A 16,356-nucleotide genomic window follows, 5' to 3' on the forward strand; every position below is an offset into this window, starting at 1 on the left:
ATGAAAGTTTGGCCCGTCAAACATAGCCCATTATTACGTCAGCCGGAGCGTTTTATCTCCCGGGAAGAGCTGAAAGCCTTGATTCAGACGGTGACGAACAATCTGGTGAATATCAAGGATGAGACAGGTCAATTTCTGCTGCGCCTGGACGATGGCCGCGTGATTGATACCAAAGGATGGGCAGGCTGGGAATGGACGCACGGTGTTGGTCTGTACGGTATCTATCAGTACTACCAGCAGACCGGCGACGTGGCGATGCGCGATATCATCGACAACTGGTTCGCCGACCGCTTCGCGGAAGGCGCCACCACTAAAAACGTCAACACCATGGCGCCGTTCCTGACGCTGGCCTATCGCTATGAAGAGACGGGCAACCCGGCGTACCTGCCGTGGCTGGATACCTGGGCGGAGTGGGCGATGAACGAAATGCCGCGCACCGACCACGGCGGCATGCAGCACATTACCCTGGCGGAAGAGAATCACCAGCAGATGTGGGACGATACGCTGATGATGACCGTGCTGCCGCTGGCGAAAATCGGCAAACTGCTGAATCGCCCGGAGTACGTGGAAGAAGCGGTGTATCAGTTCCTGCTGCACGTGCAGAATCTGATGGACCGGGAAACCGGCCTGTGGTTCCACGGCTGGAACTATGAAGGTCACCACAACTTTGCCAACGCGCGCTGGGCGCGCGGCAACAGCTGGCTGACCATCGTCATTCCAGACTTCCTGGAGCTGGTGGATCTGCCGGAGAACAACGCCACGCGCCGCTATCTGGTGCAGGTGCTGAACGCGCAGATCGCCGCGCTGGCGAAATGCCAGGACGAGAGCGGCCTGTGGCATACGCTGCTGGACGATCCTGACTCGTATCTGGAAGCGTCGGCGACCGCCGGTTTTGCCTACGGCATTCTGAAGGCGGTGCGTAAGCGCTACGTGGGTCAGGAATACGCGATCGTTGCCGAAAAGGCGATTCAAGGCATCGTGAAGCACGTATCCCCGGAAGGCGAGCTGCTGCAAACCTCCTTCGGCACCGGTATGGGCTCTAACCTCGATTTCTATCGTGAAATCCCGCTGACCTCTATGCCTTATGGCCAGGCGATGGCGATCCTGTGCCTGACCGAGTATCTGCGTAAATTCTTCTAAGCTTTCACCTTTCAGCAAGCCCGGCCACGAAAGTTGCCGGGCTTTTTATTACCTTGCTAATCAAAATTATTTTAAATTTTCATTTTTGGTTATAAAAAAATTTTAACTAGATCGCATTCCTGCGTGACCGGTAATAGCCTCAATGACAATAGTGATATAGCTCACGTTTTGAACCGCGCCATAAGAATATAAAAACAGTGTTTCAAAATAATAAAACATGAGGTTTATTTTTTATGGCAAGAAATGCGGCTTCAGCCCCCCACGGGCTGCAGGGAAGACCTGTCAATCTGCGCCATCAACTGGCATACGGAGGCGGAAACCTCTTAGGCAGCGGCGCGCTGGCGATTAGCGGCGCGTGGCTTCTGTACTTTTACACCACCTTCTGCGGCCTGACGTTAATCGAGGCGGCGTTTATTTTCTCTGTTGCCAGCGTCATTGACGCTATCAGTAACCCGCTGATGGGCTACCTCACCGATAACTTCGGCAAAACGCGCCTCGGTAAGCGCTTCGGTCGTCGCCGTTTCTTCCTGCTGATCGGCATTCCGCTGATGATGTTCTACCCGCTGCTGTGGGTGGAAGGGCTGAGCTTCTGGTACTACCTGTGTACCTACGTAATGTTCGAAATTATTTATACCTCGGTTATGGTGCCGTACGAAACATTGGCGACCGAAATGACCGACGATTTTGCGCTGCGTTCAAAGTTGACCGGCTATAAAGCGATCTTCGGCAAACTGGCCAACTTCCTCGCCGCGTTTATCCCGGGGCAGTTTATCCTGCTGTACGGTAAAGACTCGGCCACGCCGTTCTTCCTCACCGGGCTGACCTACGGCGTCATCCTGATCGTGGCGGTCGCTAGCCTGTGGTACAACAGCTGGGAGCGTCCGCGCGAAGAAGAGCCGGAAACGCAGGTGAAAAGCGGCCTGCTGAATACGCTGCTGTCGCTGGCAAAAGACATGCGCTCCACCTTCTATCTGCGCGTGTTCCGTAAGCATCTGGGGATGTATCTGTGCGGCTTTGGCGCAGAGTGGCTGTTTGCCTCTATCTTCACCTACTTCGTGATTTTTGTACTCCAGCACGATCCGGCGATGGTGGCGGGGCTGAACAGCCTGAACTCCATTCTGCAGCTGATTTCTACGGCGCTGTTTATCGGCCTGTGCGTGAAAAAGGGCTTCAGTAAGCCATACATTATCGCCCTCGGGATCGTGGTGTTCGCCGTGCTGCTCTACACCTCGCTGTGGTTCTTCCATCTGCCCGCGCATCTGGCGACCATTCTGATGTTCGGTATTACGATTATCTTCGGCCTGGGGACCGGCGGCGTGTACTACATTCCGTGGACGGTTTACACCTTCCTGGCGGACGTGGATGAGATTTACACCGGCCGCCGTCGTGAAGGCATCTACGCCGGGGCGATGACTTTCTCCGGTAAGATCCTGCGCTCGGTGATTGTGTTTGTGATGGGGGCCATCCTCAGCTACTACGGCTTCCAGTCAAAAGCGCACGTCCAGCCGGAAAGCGCGGTCAACGCCATTGCGGTGGTGTTCTGCGGCGGCGTCGCGCTGCTGGCGCTGATGGCGATTGTCTTCAGTAAGCAGATGAAGCTGGATCGCGAAACGCACAAAGTGGTGCTGCAGGAAGTGGCCCGTATCAAAGCCGGCGGCAAGCTGGAAGATATCACCCCGGAAGTGCGCGCGGTAGTGGAAGATCTGGTCGGTCACCGCTATGAAGAGTGCTGGGGCAACAGTCCGCTGTTTAAAGCTGACCAGGCGCCAGCCGTGGTTGAAGCGGTTTCCGCCGGGCGCTAAGCACCCGACGTTCACCTCTCTTACCCCCGGGACGGCGGCTGCGGCTGGTCGTTCTGGGGGGCGAACAAATGGTCGAGAATCTGGCGCATCACCGGCGCCGCGACCACCCCGTCACTCCCGCCATTTTCCAGCACCAGCGCGACGGCCACCTGCGGATTTTTATACGGCGCAAAGGCGGTATAAAAAATATGATCGCGCAGCCGGGTGGGGATCATCTTCGCGTTATAGGTCTGATTCTCTTTCAGGCTGAACACCTGCGAGGTGCCGCTTTTCGCCGCAATACCGTACGGTGCGGTGTGGAAAAACTTGTAGCCGGTGCCGTTTGGCGCGTTGGCCATGCCGAACATCGCCTGACGGACCAGGCTCCAGTACGGAGAGCTGGCGCTGGCAATCTGAGTTTCATTTTTGGGCTCGCGATACGGCGTCACCGTGTTGCCGGACTCTTCATCCTTCAGCAGATGAGGGGGAATAACCCGGCCATTGTTCAGCAATGCCACCATCGCTTTCACCATCTGGATCGGCGTGGCGATCCAGTAGCCCTGGCCGATGCCGACCGAGATGGTATCCCCCTGATACCACGCTTTTTTATGCACTCGCTCTTTCCAGCTTCGGCTTGGCAGCAGGCCGTTGTACTCTTCATCAAGGTCGATGCCGGTAGGCTTACCGTAGCCGAACTGGCTGAGCATATCGTGAATGCGATCGATGCCCATCATATACGCCACCTGATAGAAAAAGGTGTCGGCAGACTCTTCAATCGCTTTGGTGACATCCAGCATGCCGTGGCCGCTTTTTTTCCAGTCGCGATAGCGGCGCTGGGTGCCCGGCAGCGTCCAGGTCGGCGCGCCGAAGAAGCTGGTTTGCGGGGAAATCACGCCGTCGAGCAGCGCCGACATCGCCATGTAGGGTTTAACCGTCGACGCCGGCGGATACAGCCCCTGGGTGACGCGGTTGATGAGCGGCAGATTTTTATCCTGCAACAGCGAGTTGTAGTCCTGATAGCTGATCCCTTTTACGAACGGGTTAGGGTCATAGCTTGGATTGGAGACCATCGCCAGCACCGAACCATCGTGCGGGTCTTCCACCAGCACCGCGGCGCGCTGGCCGACCAGCAGGCTTTCGATATACTCCTGCAGGTGCAGATCCAGCGTCAGATGAATATCTTTCCCCGCCACCGGCGGCACGTCCTTCAGCAGGCGAACGATGCGCCCGTGGTTGTCGACCTCGACTTCCTGATAGCCGGTTTTGCCGTGTAGCTCGTCTTCGTAATAGCGCTCGATCCCCTGTTTGCCGATGTTATGGTCGGCGGCATAGTTCTCGGCGATCCCCTTTTTATCCAGCGCCTTCAGGTCGCTGTCGTTGATTTTGGACACGTAGCCGAGTACGTGCGCCAGCTCGGCGCCGTAGGGGTACTGGCGGTCTTCGTAGCTGTCGACGGTTACGCCGCTGAAGCGGAACTGGTTAACGGAGAAGCGGGCGATTTCGACGTCGGTCAGGGCGTTTTTTAACACCACCGGGCGATAGCGGCTGCTGGACTTTAATGCCTTGTGGAACTGGTCGATATCATCTGGGGTCAGGTCGACGAGGGGAGTAAGCTGGCGCAGCAGCGCATCCATATCGCTGATTTTATAGGGGGTAACGGCAATATCATACCAGGTGACGTTCTTGACCAGCGGAATGCCGTTGCGATCGTAGATGATGCCGCGGGTCGGGGCGACCGGCAGCATTTTAATGTCGTTGGCGTCCGAGCGGGTGGTGTAGTAATCGTGTTCATCGACCTGAAGGCGATAGAGGTTGAAAATCAATATGCTAAAGCAGATGACGACCAGACCGAAGGCCACTAGCGCACGACGCAGAAAGAGCTTTCGCTCCGCTTCATAATCTCTAAATGTCATTACCGATACCCACCGTTTGAGCCGCCTAATGATACGGAGCGGTCACCGGCATGACAGACAAAAAATGTACCATCCTTCAGGTTAAATGTGTCATTCCTTGAGTTTTGTAACAAATTGCGGTTTTTTCACCGGGGTCGGCGTTCCGCCTCGCCCGGGCTACACGAATAAAAAAACCCGCGCTTTGGCGCGGGCTTTGTTTTATAGCATAACCGGATTACATGCGTTCTACGGTTTCAATACCCAGCGTATCCAGACCCAGCTTCAGCGTTTTCGCCGTCAGCAGCGCCAGCTTCAGGCGGCTATTACGCACCGCTTCGCTCTCGGCGGAGAGAATCGGGCAGTGCTCGTAGAAGCCGGAGAACAGACCGGCCAGATCGTACAGGTAGGCGCACATCACGTGCGGCGTACCGTCGCGGGCAACCACGTTCAGCGTCTCTTCGAACTGCAGCAGGCGCGCGGCCAGCTGAGCTTCACGATCTTCGCTGATGGTCACGGCTGCGTTAACGATCGCGCTTTCATCCAGCTCCGCTTTACGGAACACGGACAGCACGCGGGTGTAGGCATACTGCATATACGGCGCGGTGTTGCCTTCGAAGGCCAGCATATTGTCCCAGTCGAACACGTAGTCGGTGGTGCGGTTTTTGGAGAGATCCGCGTATTTCACCGCGCCGATACCGACGACGTTAGCTAGTTTTTCCAGCTCGTCGGCCGGCATATCCGGGTTCTTCTCGGCGACCAGACGACGCGCGCGTTCCAGCGCTTCATCCAGCAGGTCGGCCAGCTTCACGGTACCGCCGGCGCGGGTTTTGAACGGCTTGCCGTCTTTACCCAGCATCATGCCGAACATGTGGTGTTCCAGCGGCACGGAATCCGGCACGTAGCCCGCTTTACGCACGATGGTCCACGCCTGCATCAGGTGCTGGTGCTGACGGGAATCGATGTAGTACAGCACGCGGTCGGCGTGCAGGGTTTCGTAGCGATATTTCGCACAGGCGATATCGGTGGTGGTGTACAGGTAGCCGCCATCCTTTTTCTGGATGATGACGCCCATCGGCTCACCTTCTTTGTTCTTGAACTCGTCAAGGAACACTACGGTCGCGCCTTCGCTCTCCACCGCCAGACCTTTCGCTTTCAGATCGGTCACAATACCCGGCAGCATCGGGTTGTACAGGCTTTCGCCCATCACGTCATCGCGGGTGAGGGTAACGTTCAGACGGTCGTAGGTCAGCTGGTTTTGCGACATGGTGATGTCGACTAACTGACGCCACATTTTACGGAAGTACTCGTCGCCGCCCTGCAGCTTAACCACGTAGCTGCGCGCGCGCTCGGCGAAGGCTTCGTCTTCGTCGTAGTGCTTTTTCGCTTCGCGGTAGAAACCTTCGAGGTCCGCCAGCGCCATTTCACCGGCGTTTTCCTGCTGCTGTTTTTCCAGGTAGGCGATCAGCATCCCGAACTGGGTGCCCCAGTCGCCAACGTGGTTGGCGCGGATAACCTTGTGGCCCATTAGCTCAAGAGTACGTACCGCGGCGTCGCCGATGATGGTGGAGCGCAGGTGGCCGACGTGCATCTCTTTCGCCACGTTCGGTGCGGAGTAGTCCACCACGATGGTCTGCGGCGTCGGCTGCGCGATGCCCAGACGGTCGCTTTTCAGCGCCTGGTTTACGTGCTCGGCGAGGAAGGCGGGATCGAGGACAATATTGATAAAGCCCGGCCCGGCGATTTCCACTTTGCTGGCGATGCCATCAAGCTGGAGATGAGACAGTACCTGCTCTGCCAGTTGTCGCGGCGCCATGCCCAGTTTTTTAGCAACTGCCATCATGCCGTTGGCCTGATAGTCGCCGAACTGTACTTTTGCTGACTGACGAACCTGCGGTTCGCAATCGGCAGGCGCGCCTGCCGCAATCATGGCCTGACTGACTTTTTCTGAGAGAAGAGCCTGAATATTCACCGGAATACCTTACGTTTTAGACGCTGTCACCGTGGTGGTACAGCGCCGGGTGTGGATAAATTAAGGCGGGAGTATACTGCATTTGCCGGATGCCGTCAGCATCGGCCCAACGCCGCCTGCGCAGGGATTAATCGCTTGTCCGTCTCGCCGGTTGGTTCTGCGCCAACAACAGGGTAGATTAGCCTTTTCATTGATTAAGAGTAGGGCTGAAATGGCAAACTGGCAGACGATTGAGCAGCTACAGGATATTACGGCGGATCTCCCGCGCTTCACCGAGGCGCTCAGCGCCCTTGCTCAGCGCCTGGGGCTGGATATTGCCCCGCTCGACGCCGACCATATCTCCCTGCGCTGCCACCAGAACGCCACCGCCGAGCGCTGGCGTGCCGGGTTTGAGCAGTGTGGCACGCTGCTGTCGGAAAACATCATCAACGGCCGACCAATCTGCTTGTTCAAACTGGATGAGCCGGTGTGCGTTGCGCACTGGCGGTTTACGGTTGTGGAACTGCCGTGGCCGGACGAAAAACGTTATCCGCACGAAGGCTGGGAGCATATTGAAATCGTCCTGCCGGGGGAACCGGCGCAGCTTAACGCCCGGGCGCTGGCGCTGTTATCCGATGAGGGGCTCAGCCAGCCGGGCATTTCGGTGAAAACCAGCTCGCCGAAAGGGGAACGTGAACGGCTGCCTAACCCCACTATGGCGGTGACCGACGGTAAAGTGACGGTGAAATTTCATCCATGGACCATCGAAGAGATCGTTGCCAGTGAACGGGCTGTGTAACAATGTGAGCTAACGCGGGGTCTGCCGCGCGGAACGGTGGCATGATCGGACGCTGGAAAAATACGGAGAGAAAAATGGCATTGCTGGAGATCTGCTGTTACAGCACGGAATGCGCGGTTACCGCGCAGCAGAACGGGGCCGACCGCATTGAGCTTTGCGCCGCGCCGCTGGAAGGGGGGCTGACGCCATCCTACGGCGTGCTCAGAGCCACGCGCCAGCGGGTGACCATTCCCGTGCATCCCATTATTCGCCCGCGCGGCGGTGATTTTTGCTATACCGACGGCGAGTTTGCCGCCATGCTGGAAGATGTTCGCCAGATTCGTTCGCTGGGCTATCCCGGTTTTGTGATTGGCGTACTGAATCCTGAAGGGCAGGTCGACGTGCCGCGGATGAGGCAAATTATGGTGGCCGCCGGGCCGCTGGCGGTGACCTTCCACCGCGCATTTGATATGTGCGCAAACCCACAGCAAGCCTTTGATACGCTTGCGGAACTGGGCGTTGCCCGGGTGCTGACGTCCGGCCAGCAGCCGTCGGCGGAAAAAGGTATTTTATTAATTCGGGAACTAATTGCCCGTAACGATACTCCAACCGTTATGGCGGGTGCGGGCGTAAGAGCGAGCAACCTTTCGCTCTTCCTGGACGCCGGTGTCAAAGAAGTGCACAGTTCAGCCGGGCAATGGTTGCCCTCCGAAATGCGTTACCGCAATCCCGGACTCTCCATGTCAACGGATCCTGAAGCTGATGAGTATTCGCGTTATGCCGTCGACGGCGCGGCAGTGGCCGCAATGAAAGCGATCATCACGCAGAGTGAGTAGCTAAACGTTTTTTACCGCGCGTCATATCGCCCAATATGATGCTTGCTTGTACCAGGCCCCTGCCCATTAAACAGGGGCCTTTTTTTCTCCGTCATATTTCAACCTGCCACTGCGTTGGCTTTCCTCGCTCGCCCCAGTCACATACTGATGTACGCTCCTGAGGACTCGCTGCGTCGCCGCCTTGTTGCAGGCTGAAATAGTTAGGAGAAAATGTGCCAGGGAACGCAAAAATAGGGTTATGGCTTGCGGGCAATCAGCACCGCGCGCAGCGGGGCAGGATAGCCTTCCACCGTTTTGCTCGGGTCGTTCGGGTCAAGGAAGTCGGCCAGCGACTCGGTCACCATCCACTCGGTGCGGCGCTGTTCTTCGGTGCTGGTCACGCTCATATCGGCGATGCGCACGTCAACGAAGCCGCACTTCTCCAGCCAGTTTTTCAGCGCCAGCGCCGACGGAATAAAGTAGACGTTGCGCATCTGCGCATAGCGGTCGCCCGGCACCAGTACCGTGTTTTCGTCGCCTTCCACGACCAGCGTCTCCAGCACCAGCTCACCGTCGCTGACCAGCTGATCTTTCAGCTGCCAGAGGTGCTCCAGCGGCGAGCGGCGATGGTACAGCACGCCCATTGAGAAGACGGTATCAAATGCTTTCAAGGCCGGAAGCTGCTCAATACCGAGCGGCAGCAGATGCGCGCGCTGATCGTTGCCCAGCAGCTTACGTACCGCTTCAAACTGGCACAGGAACAGCTGGGTTGGGTCAATACCGACCGCCAGGTGCGCGCCCGCGCCAATCATTCGCCACAGGTGATAGCCGCTGCCGCAGCCGACGTCGAGAATGGTGCGGCCGCTGAGGTCGGACAGGTGCGGCAACACGCGCTCCCATTTCCAGTCGGAGCGCCATTCGGTGTCGATATTGACGCCGTACAGCGAGAACGGCCCTTTACGCCACGGCATCAGGTTACGCATCAGCGTATCAATGCGCTTCATCTGGCCTTCGCTGAGCGGCGTTTCACTTTCGGCGGTGACGCTGTGCAGCAGGTCGAGCTTCCACGGCTGAATCTCCGGCAGAAACTCAACGGCGTTGGACCATTGTTTAAACAGGCCGTGCTGATCGCGCTGCCAGGCACCGATCTGCGCGGGCAGCGTTTCCAGCCAGTGGGACAGCGGACTTTTGGCGATAAGCTGATAAAAATTGCCGAACTCGATCATGCCGGGGTTCCCGCTTTCAGTGCCACCAGGGAGCCAAAGTTAAAGCACTGGAACCACAGTTCGCTGTGCTCAAACCCGGCCTGTTGCAGGCGTGCTTTATGTACTTCGACGGAGTCGGTCAGCATCACGTTTTCCAGCATGCTGCGCTTCTGGCTAATTTCCAGTTCGCTATAGCCGTTGGCCCGCTTGAAGTCGTGGTGCATGTTAAACAGCAGCTCGCCGACGGTGGCGTCTTCGAAGCTGAACTTCTCTGACAGCACCAGCGCGCCGCCCGGATTCAGCCCCTGATAAATTTTGTTCAGCAGCGCCTGGCGCTCTGCCGGCTCGAGGAACTGCACGGTAAAGTTCAGCACCACCATGGAGGCGTTCTGAATGTCGATATCGCGGATGTCACCTTCAATGACGTCAACCGGCGTCGGCGCTTTGTAGGCGTCGATATGGCGGCGGCAGCGTTCAATCATCGCCGGTGAGTTGTCGACGGCAATAATCCGGCAGTCGTGATGGGCGATGTTGCGACGAATCGAAAGCGTGGCCGCACCCAGCGAACAGCCCAGATCGTACACCTGCGTGCCTGGCTGCACGAAGCGCTCGGCCAGCATGCCAATCATGGAGATAATGTTCGAGTATCCCGGTACGGAGCGTTGGATCATATCCGGGAAGACTTCGGCTACCCGTTCGTCGAAAGTCCAGTCGCCAAGATGGGCGATCGGGGCAGAAAATAGCGTGTCGCGGTCAGACATAAGGTGAAATCCGGAAAAATAAAAACGGCGTATTGTGCGCTAACGGAAGGAGAAAACCAACTCCCACGGCATATACCAGAGGTTCGCCAGCACCATTAGCAACAGCGAAATGTAGGTTGCGCCCATGCCCGAGCGCCGCCAGCGGAAGAGGCGATGATGAAAACCGTAATAGTGCATCAGCCGCCCGGCCAGCAGCAGCAGGCCGCAAAAATGCACCATCCAGGTCTCAGCCCCGTTCATTTCCATAAACAGCAGCAGGACGACGCCGATGGGGATATATTCCACTGCGTTGCCATGAATACGAATGGCGCTCTGAAGCTCGCTAAACCCGCCGTCGCCGTAGGCAACGCGGTACAACATACGCAGGCGAACGACATCGAAGGAAAACTTTATCAGCAACAATGCCGCCAGGACGGCATACAGCGCGCTAACCATACAAACTCCCTTTCTGTTGGCAGATGGCACTCATTATCATAGGTAGGAACGTCAGAAAAGAGAAGATTGTTGTGGAATTGCCGGTGCGTCACCCAGCTCGGGAAGGGCGGCGCGCAGCGTATTCCACAGAGCATCGACCAGCTCGGGTGCCTGTGCGATATCCGGTGTGTGCAGGAATAAATAAGGCGTGGTGGTCTGCTGCCACTGCGGCAATTTTTCCCGCCACGGTGTAAACATCGCCAGATTTTGCGCCATATTATCGCTGCCGATAAAGCGCACCATCGGCTGCCCGGCGGTCACCACCGCGTGTACCGGTACTTTCGGTTTTTTGCGCTGTGCGTCGATGATGGCTTGATTGTGCGGGATGGCGGCATGCACCGGGCGACTATCGAGTATCACGCGGTTAACGCCGCGTTCGTGCAGGCCGCGATTCAGCAACCGTTCTTCCTCGCCTTTACTGAAAAAGCCGGGGTGGCGGACTTCCACGCCGTAATTAAAATCTTTTGGCAGACCGTCGAGGAAAGCCCACAGCGCAGGCAGGTCGCGTGGCCCAAAGGTCGCGGGAAGCTGCAGCCAGTACTGGCCGATACGCCCGGCGAGCGGCGACAGGCGCTGGAAAAATTCCAGCGTGAGATCGTCACACTGGCGCAGCGCGGCCTGGTGCGAAATGGTCGCCGGGAACTTAAAGCAAAAACGGAAGCTATCGTCCGTCTGCGCCTGCCAGCGGGAGACGATTTCCGCCTTCGGCAGCGCATACAGCGTCGTGTTGCCCTCCACGCAGTTGAAGTGGCGGGCATACTGCTCAAGGCTGGTGATACCCAGGCGCACCCATTTCGGGTGCGACCATTGGGGAAGTCCAAGATAAATCATAAGGCCGCAAGGATCTCCTCGGTGCTGCGTACGCGGGCAATGCGGGGGAAAATGTGCGTCATGCTGCCCTGATGCTGCTCAGCGGAGGCCGCGCTGCAGGCGTCTTCGGCGATAATCAGGTTGAAGCCGAGTTCCCAGGCGTTACGCGCGGTGGATTCAACGCCGATGTTGGTGGAAATCCCGCACAGAATAAGGGTGTCGATACCGCGGCGACGCAGCTGCATTTCAAGGTCGGTACCGTAGAATGCGCCCCACTGGCGTTTGGTCACTTCAATATCGCCGTCCTGCTTGCCCAGCTCGGCCGGGTAGGTCCACCAGTTGCCCGGCAGCGCGTGCGCCGGAGCCTGTGCGTCAACCGGCTGCTTTAACGCTTCGGCGAAATCGGCAGACCAGCCCACGCGAACCATCACCACCGGCGCGGACGCGGCGCGGCATTTTTCGGCCAGACGCGCGGCGCGAGCCACCACATCGCTTGCCATGTGCGGGCCGCCGGCGAACGGCAGAATGCCTTCCTGCAGGTCAATCACCACCAGGGCGGTTTTGTTTGCGTCTAAATTCAGCATGGTTGTTCCTCTGTAAACGGGCTGTCGGGGGCATACCTTACAATCGTCGCCAGGTGATTGAATGGATAATTATTGTTAATTTTTGTGAGCGTAAGCAATAAGCGTTCAGCAAACAGGCGTATAAACCGCACTGGGCTTATCGTCAGCGAGAATTTCCAGTATAATAGCCCCCTTTTTTCATCCAGTAGTGACATTCAGCTAAAGCTGCGACAGTAAAGCCTGCACGGCAGGCGACAATCCGCCGACGGCTAAGTTAAGGGATATCTCATGCGTACAGAATATTGCGGACAGCTTCGACAGTCCCACGTTGGGCAGCAGGTGACTCTGTGTGGTTGGGTCAACCGCCGTCGTGATCTCGGTAGCCTCATTTTTATCGATATGCGCGACCGTGAAGGCATCGTACAGGTGTTCTTCGATCCGGACCGTGCGGATGCGTTGAAGTTAGCCTCTGAACTGCGTAATGAGTTCTGCATTCAGGTTACCGGCACCGTACGCGCGCGTGATGAAAAGAACATCAACGCCGACATGGCGACGGGCGCGATTGAAGTTCTGGCTTCCGATCTGGTTATCATCAACCGTTCAGAATCGCTGCCGCTGGATTCCAATCACGTAAACACCGAAGAAGCGCGTCTGAAGTACCGCTATCTCGACCTGCGTCGTCCGGAAATGGCTAATCGCCTGAAGACTCGCGCCAAAATCACCAGCTTCGTGCGTCGCTTTATGGACGATCACGGCTTCCTCGACATCGAAACCCCGATGCTGACCAAAGCCACGCCGGAAGGCGCGCGTGATTACCTGGTGCCGTCCCGTGTCCACAAAGGCAAATTCTACGCGCTGCCGCAGTCTCCGCAGCTGTTCAAACAGCTGCTGATGATGTCCGGTTTTGACCGCTACTATCAGATCGTAAAATGCTTCCGTGACGAAGACCTGCGTGCTGACCGCCAGCCGGAATTTACCCAGATCGACGTCGAGACTTCCTTTATGACCGCGCCGCAGGTGCGTGAAGTGATGGAAGCGCTGGTGCACCAGCTGTGGCTGGACGTCAAAGGTGACGATCTGGGCGCGTTCCCGATCATGACCTTTGCAGAAGCCGAGCGCCGCTACGGCTCTGATAAACCGGATCTGCGTAACCCGATGGAGCTGGTCGATATTGCCGATCTGGTGAAAGCGGTTGAGTTTGCGGTCTTCTCCGGCCCGGCGAACGACGCCAAAGGCCGCGTTGCCGCGCTGCGCGTTCCGGGTGGGGCTGCACTGACCCGTAAGCAGATTGATGAATACGGCAAGTTCGTGCAGATCTACGGCGCCAAAGGCCTGGCCTACATGAAAGTCAACGAGCGCGCGAAAGGCCTCGAAGGCATCAACAGCCCGGTGGCGAAATTCCTCAACGCTGAGATCGTTGAAGCAATCCTTGAGCGTACTGCCGCTCAGGACGGCGACATGATTTTCTTCGGCGCCGACAACAAAAAAGTTGTTGCCGATGCGCTGGGCGCACTGCGTCTGAAGCTGGGTAAAGACCTGAGCATCACCGACGAAGACAAATGGGCACCGCTGTGGGTTATCGACTTCCCGATGTTTGAAGACGACGGTGAAGGCGGCCTGACCGCAATGCACCACCCGTTCACCTCGCCGAAAGGCATGACCGCGGACGAACTGAAAGCCGCACCGGAAACCGCGATTGCGAACGCCTACGATATGGTTATCAACGGCTACGAAGTGGGTGGCGGTTCCGTGCGTATTCACAGCGGTGACATGCAGCAGACCGTCTTCGGCATTCTTGGCATTAATGAACAAGAACAGCGTGAGAAGTTTGGCTTCCTGCTCGACGCCCTGAAGTACGGCACCCCGCCGCACGCTGGCCTGGCCTTCGGTCTGGATCGTCTGACCATGCTGCTGACCGGTACCGACAACATCCGTGACGTTATCGCCTTCCCGAAAACCACGGCAGCGGCCTGTCTGATGACGGAAGCGCCGAGCTTCGCGAATCCTGCGTCTCTGGGTGAATTAGGTATCCAGGTTGTGGCGAAAGAGACAAAAGAGTCTCTGGAGAATAAGTAAGATGTCATTCAAGCTTCCCGTTTCTGTTCTGGTGGTGATTTATGCCGAAGATACGAAGCGGGTGCTGATGTTGCAGCGACGCGACGATCCTGCTTTCTGGCAGTCGGTTACCGGCAGTCTGGAAGCGGGGGAGAGCGCAGCGCAAGCCGCCGTGCGTGAAGTAAAGGAAGAGGTCGCAATTGACGTTGCCCACGAGCAACTGGCCTTAATTGACTGTCAGCGCACGGTGGATTTCGAAATATTTTCGCATTTACGTCATCGCTACGCGCCGGGCGTTGAGCGCAATACTGAATATTGGTACAGTCTTGCGCTCCCGCATGAACGCCAGATTGTCTTTACTGAGCACCTGGATTACCGCTGGGTTAATGCGACGGAAGCCGCCGCATTAACCAAGTCGTGGAGCAACCGGCAGGCGATTGAAGAATTTGTAATTAACGCCAACTAATTTTCCCCGGACTTTTAGCGGTCGGGAAAAGGCTTTTTTGGAGATATTATTTATGGCAGGTCACAGTAAATGGGCCAACACCAAGCACCGCAAAGCAGCACAGGATGCGAAGCGCGGTAAGATCTTTACTAAAATCATTCGTGAGCTGGTTACCGCTGCACGTCTGGGCGGCGGCGACATCGCCTCTAACCCACGTCTGCGCGCGGCTGTTGATAAGGCGCTGTCTAACAACATGACGCGTGACACCCTGAACCGTGCGATCGCGCGTGGTGTCGGTGGCGATGACGACGCGAACATGGAAACCATCATCTATGAAGGTTACGGCCCTGGCGGCACCGCGGTCATGGTTGAATGTCTGAGTGATAACCGCAACCGTACCGTTGCCGAAGTGCGTCACGCGTTCACCAAAACCGGCGGCAATCTTGGCACCGATGGTTCCGTGGCCTATCTGTTTAGCAAAAAAGGGGTTATCTCTTTTGAAGCTGGCGATGAAGACGTGATCATGGAAGCGGCGCTGGAAGCCGGTGCTGAAGACGTGGTGACCTATGACGACGGCGCGATCGACGTCTATACCGCATGGGAAGAGATGGGTAGCGTACGTGACGCGCTGGAAGCCGCTGGGCTGAAAGCGGATGCCGCTGAAGTCTCCATGATCCCATCAACGAAAGCCGATATGGATGCGGAAACCGCGCCGAAACTGCTGCGTCTGATCGATATGCTGGAAGATTGCGACGACGTGCAGGAAGTGTATCACAACGGCGAGATCTCTGATGAGGTCGCCGCAACGCTGTGATTCCCGTAATCTTTCAGCCCACAGCGGTGTCGGCTCTCCTCGTTGTCCCCGGTCACGTAGTTAATCTATGTTGCAGGGGATTCGCCGGGTGGTCGTCTGGCTGTGAACTGAAATATTCAGGATCTCAGGAGTTAGTTATTACCGGAGAGGCGTGATGGCTATTATTCTCGGCATTGACCCGGGCTCGCGCATCACCGGCTATGGCGTTATCCGCCAGGTTGGGCGGCAGTTAAGTTACCTTGGCAGCGGCTGTATTCGCACCAAAGTTGACGACCTGCCGTCGCGACTGAAGCTGATTTATGCTGGCGTGACGGAAATCATCACCCAGTTCCAGCCGGATTATTTTGCCATTGAACAGGTGTTTATGGCGAAAAATGCCGATTCAGCGTTGAAGCTGGGACAGGCACGCGGTGTGGCGATTGTCGCGGCGACGAATCAGGACCTGCCGGTCTTTGAGTATGCCGCGCGACAGGTGAAGCAAACCGTGGTAGGTATCGGTAGTGCGGAAAAGAGTCAGGTGCAGCACATGGTGCGCACGCTGCTTAAGCTTCCCGCCAATCCCCAGGCGGATGCGGCGGACGCCCTGGCGATTGCCATTACCCACTGCCACGTCAGCCAGAACGCGGCTCAAATCAGCGAGGCGCGGCTCAATCTGGCGCGTGGACGCCTACGATAACCTCAAATCAGGCTGGATATTTATCCAGCCTTTTTTTATGATACCGCAGATACTATAGCCCTTAACGCAGGAGCATTATGTGATAGGCAGACTCAGAGGCATCGTTCTCGAAAAACAACCCCCGCTGGTCTTACTGGAAACGGGAGGCGTGGGCTATGAAGTTCATATGCCGATGACCTGTTTTTATGAACTGCCGGAA

The 16,356-nt window shown here is 57.0% G+C and carries 16 protein-coding genes; 9 read left to right on the forward strand and 7 right to left on the reverse strand.

The genetic code is table 11. The features are described from left to right. The gene (locus ACK5JN_RS14145; RefSeq protein ID WP_416870763.1) at positions 1 to 1,140 is read left to right on the forward strand and encodes a glycoside hydrolase family 88/105 protein; all 1,140 of its coding nucleotides are present in this window, start codon (positions 1 to 3) and stop codon (positions 1,138 to 1,140) included. A 233-nt stretch (positions 1,141 to 1,373) separates the two neighbouring features. Further along, positions 1,374 to 2,942: an MFS transporter gene (locus ACK5JN_RS14150; protein WP_416870764.1), complete on the forward strand. Its 1,569-nt coding sequence runs from the start codon at positions 1,374 to 1,376 to the stop codon at positions 2,940 to 2,942. Positions 2,943 to 2,962: 20 nt separating this feature from the next. On the opposite strand, the gene mrdA is transcribed toward ACK5JN_RS14150, so the two are convergent. Both mrdA and argS read right to left on the reverse strand, forming a co-directional pair. Beyond that, positions 2,963 to 4,834 carry a penicillin-binding protein 2 gene (gene mrdA / locus ACK5JN_RS14155; RefSeq protein WP_416870765.1) on the reverse strand — a complete coding sequence of 624 codons (1,872 nt, stop codon included), beginning with the start codon at positions 4,832 to 4,834 and terminating at the stop codon, positions 2,963 to 2,965. Positions 4,835 to 5,048: 214 nt separating this feature from the next. Further along, the gene (gene argS, locus ACK5JN_RS14160) at positions 5,049 to 6,782 is read right to left on the reverse strand and encodes an arginine--tRNA ligase (RefSeq protein WP_416870766.1); all 1,734 of its coding nucleotides are present in this window, start codon (positions 6,780 to 6,782) and stop codon (positions 5,049 to 5,051) included. A gap of 211 nt (positions 6,783 to 6,993) precedes the next feature. On the opposite strand from argS, the gene ACK5JN_RS14165 reads away from it, so the two are divergent. Continuing rightward, positions 6,994 to 7,560, forward strand: a complete 567-nt coding sequence (locus ACK5JN_RS14165; RefSeq protein ID WP_416870767.1) for a VOC family protein — start codon at positions 6,994 to 6,996, stop codon at positions 7,558 to 7,560. Positions 7,561 to 7,634: 74 nt separating this feature from the next. Next, on the forward strand, positions 7,635 to 8,375 hold the full coding sequence (gene cutC, locus ACK5JN_RS14170) for a copper homeostasis protein CutC (RefSeq protein ID WP_416870768.1): 741 nt from the start codon (positions 7,635 to 7,637) through the stop codon (positions 8,373 to 8,375). A gap of 236 nt (positions 8,376 to 8,611) precedes the next feature. On the opposite strand, the gene cmoB is transcribed toward cutC, so the two are convergent. The 5 genes from cmoB to ACK5JN_RS14195 are packed head-to-tail and all read right to left on the reverse strand — an operon-like array spanning position 8,612 to position 12,188. Beyond that, positions 8,612 to 9,580, reverse strand: coding sequence for a tRNA 5-methoxyuridine(34)/uridine 5-oxyacetic acid(34) synthase CmoB (gene cmoB / locus ACK5JN_RS14175; protein ID WP_416870769.1), 969 nt, complete (start codon positions 9,578 to 9,580; stop codon positions 8,612 to 8,614). Continuing rightward, positions 9,577 to 10,320 (reverse strand): carboxy-S-adenosyl-L-methionine synthase CmoA, encoded by a 744-nt coding sequence (gene cmoA / locus ACK5JN_RS14180; protein ID WP_416870770.1) that lies wholly within the window; start codon positions 10,318 to 10,320, stop codon positions 9,577 to 9,579. The genes cmoB and cmoA overlap by 4 nt, the downstream gene beginning before the upstream one ends. 39 nt (positions 10,321 to 10,359) lie before the next feature. Beyond that, the gene (locus ACK5JN_RS14185) at positions 10,360 to 10,755 is read right to left on the reverse strand and encodes an MAPEG family protein (RefSeq protein WP_416870771.1); all 396 of its coding nucleotides are present in this window, start codon (positions 10,753 to 10,755) and stop codon (positions 10,360 to 10,362) included. Positions 10,756 to 10,806: 51 nt separating this feature from the next. Further along, positions 10,807 to 11,625: a DUF72 domain-containing protein gene (locus tag ACK5JN_RS14190; protein WP_416870772.1), complete on the reverse strand. Its 819-nt coding sequence runs from the start codon at positions 11,623 to 11,625 to the stop codon at positions 10,807 to 10,809. Next, on the reverse strand, positions 11,622 to 12,188 hold the full coding sequence (locus tag ACK5JN_RS14195; RefSeq protein ID WP_416870773.1) for a hydrolase: 567 nt from the start codon (positions 12,186 to 12,188) through the stop codon (positions 11,622 to 11,624). The genes ACK5JN_RS14190 and ACK5JN_RS14195 overlap by 4 nt, the downstream gene beginning before the upstream one ends. Positions 12,189 to 12,455: 267 nt before the next feature. On the opposite strand from ACK5JN_RS14195, the gene aspS reads away from it, so the two are divergent. The 5 genes from aspS to ACK5JN_RS14220 form a co-directional block, all read left to right on the forward strand. Continuing rightward, positions 12,456 to 14,243 carry an aspartate--tRNA ligase gene (gene aspS / locus ACK5JN_RS14200; RefSeq protein WP_416870774.1) on the forward strand — a complete coding sequence of 596 codons (1,788 nt, stop codon included), beginning with the start codon at positions 12,456 to 12,458 and terminating at the stop codon, positions 14,241 to 14,243. A 1-nt stretch (position 14,244) separates the two neighbouring features. Further along, positions 14,245 to 14,688 carry a dihydroneopterin triphosphate diphosphatase gene (gene nudB / locus ACK5JN_RS14205; RefSeq protein WP_416870775.1) on the forward strand — a complete coding sequence of 148 codons (444 nt, stop codon included), beginning with the start codon at positions 14,245 to 14,247 and terminating at the stop codon, positions 14,686 to 14,688. Positions 14,689 to 14,740: 52 nt separating this feature from the next. Then, the gene (locus tag ACK5JN_RS14210; protein ID WP_123754915.1) at positions 14,741 to 15,481 is read left to right on the forward strand and encodes a YebC/PmpR family DNA-binding transcriptional regulator; all 741 of its coding nucleotides are present in this window, start codon (positions 14,741 to 14,743) and stop codon (positions 15,479 to 15,481) included. A gap of 154 nt (positions 15,482 to 15,635) precedes the next feature. After that, positions 15,636 to 16,157 (forward strand): crossover junction endodeoxyribonuclease RuvC, encoded by a 522-nt coding sequence (ruvC, locus tag ACK5JN_RS14215; protein WP_416870776.1) that lies wholly within the window; start codon positions 15,636 to 15,638, stop codon positions 16,155 to 16,157. Between the two features lie 79 nt (positions 16,158 to 16,236). Then, the coding region (locus ACK5JN_RS14220) for an OB-fold domain-containing protein (RefSeq protein ID WP_416870783.1) at positions 16,237 to 16,356 on the forward strand (120 nt) is incomplete at its 3' end.

It is taken from the genome of Kluyvera sp., assembly GCF_047971185.1.
GTDB lineage: Bacteria > Pseudomonadota > Gammaproteobacteria > Enterobacterales > Enterobacteriaceae > Kluyvera.

Coding starts and splice junctions, on each gene's coding strand:
- cutC (WP_416870768.1), top strand. CDS start 7,635: ATGGCATTGCTGGAGATCTGCTGTTACAGCACGGAATGCGCGGTTACC.
- ACK5JN_RS14190 (WP_416870772.1), bottom strand. CDS start 11,625: ATGATTTATCTTGGACTTCCCCAATGGTCGCACCCGAAATGGGTGCGC.
- nudB (WP_416870775.1), top strand. CDS start 14,245: ATGTCATTCAAGCTTCCCGTTTCTGTTCTGGTGGTGATTTATGCCGAA.
- ACK5JN_RS14165 (WP_416870767.1), top strand. CDS start 6,994: ATGGCAAACTGGCAGACGATTGAGCAGCTACAGGATATTACGGCGGAT.
- cmoB (WP_416870769.1), bottom strand. CDS start 9,580: ATGATCGAGTTCGGCAATTTTTATCAGCTTATCGCCAAAAGTCCGCTG.
- ACK5JN_RS14210 (WP_123754915.1), top strand. CDS start 14,741: ATGGCAGGTCACAGTAAATGGGCCAACACCAAGCACCGCAAAGCAGCA.
- ACK5JN_RS14150 (WP_416870764.1), top strand. CDS start 1,374: ATGGCAAGAAATGCGGCTTCAGCCCCCCACGGGCTGCAGGGAAGACCT.
- aspS (WP_416870774.1), top strand. CDS start 12,456: ATGCGTACAGAATATTGCGGACAGCTTCGACAGTCCCACGTTGGGCAG.
- mrdA (WP_416870765.1), bottom strand. CDS start 4,834: ATGACATTTAGAGATTATGAAGCGGAGCGAAAGCTCTTTCTGCGTCGT.
- ACK5JN_RS14145 (WP_416870763.1), top strand. CDS start 1: ATGAAAGTTTGGCCCGTCAAACATAGCCCATTATTACGTCAGCCGGAG.
- ACK5JN_RS14195 (WP_416870773.1), bottom strand. CDS start 12,188: ATGCTGAATTTAGACGCAAACAAAACCGCCCTGGTGGTGATTGACCTG.
- cmoA (WP_416870770.1), bottom strand. CDS start 10,320: ATGTCTGACCGCGACACGCTATTTTCTGCCCCGATCGCCCATCTTGGC.
- ruvC (WP_416870776.1), top strand. CDS start 15,636: ATGGCTATTATTCTCGGCATTGACCCGGGCTCGCGCATCACCGGCTAT.
- ACK5JN_RS14185 (WP_416870771.1), bottom strand. CDS start 10,755: ATGGTTAGCGCGCTGTATGCCGTCCTGGCGGCATTGTTGCTGATAAAG.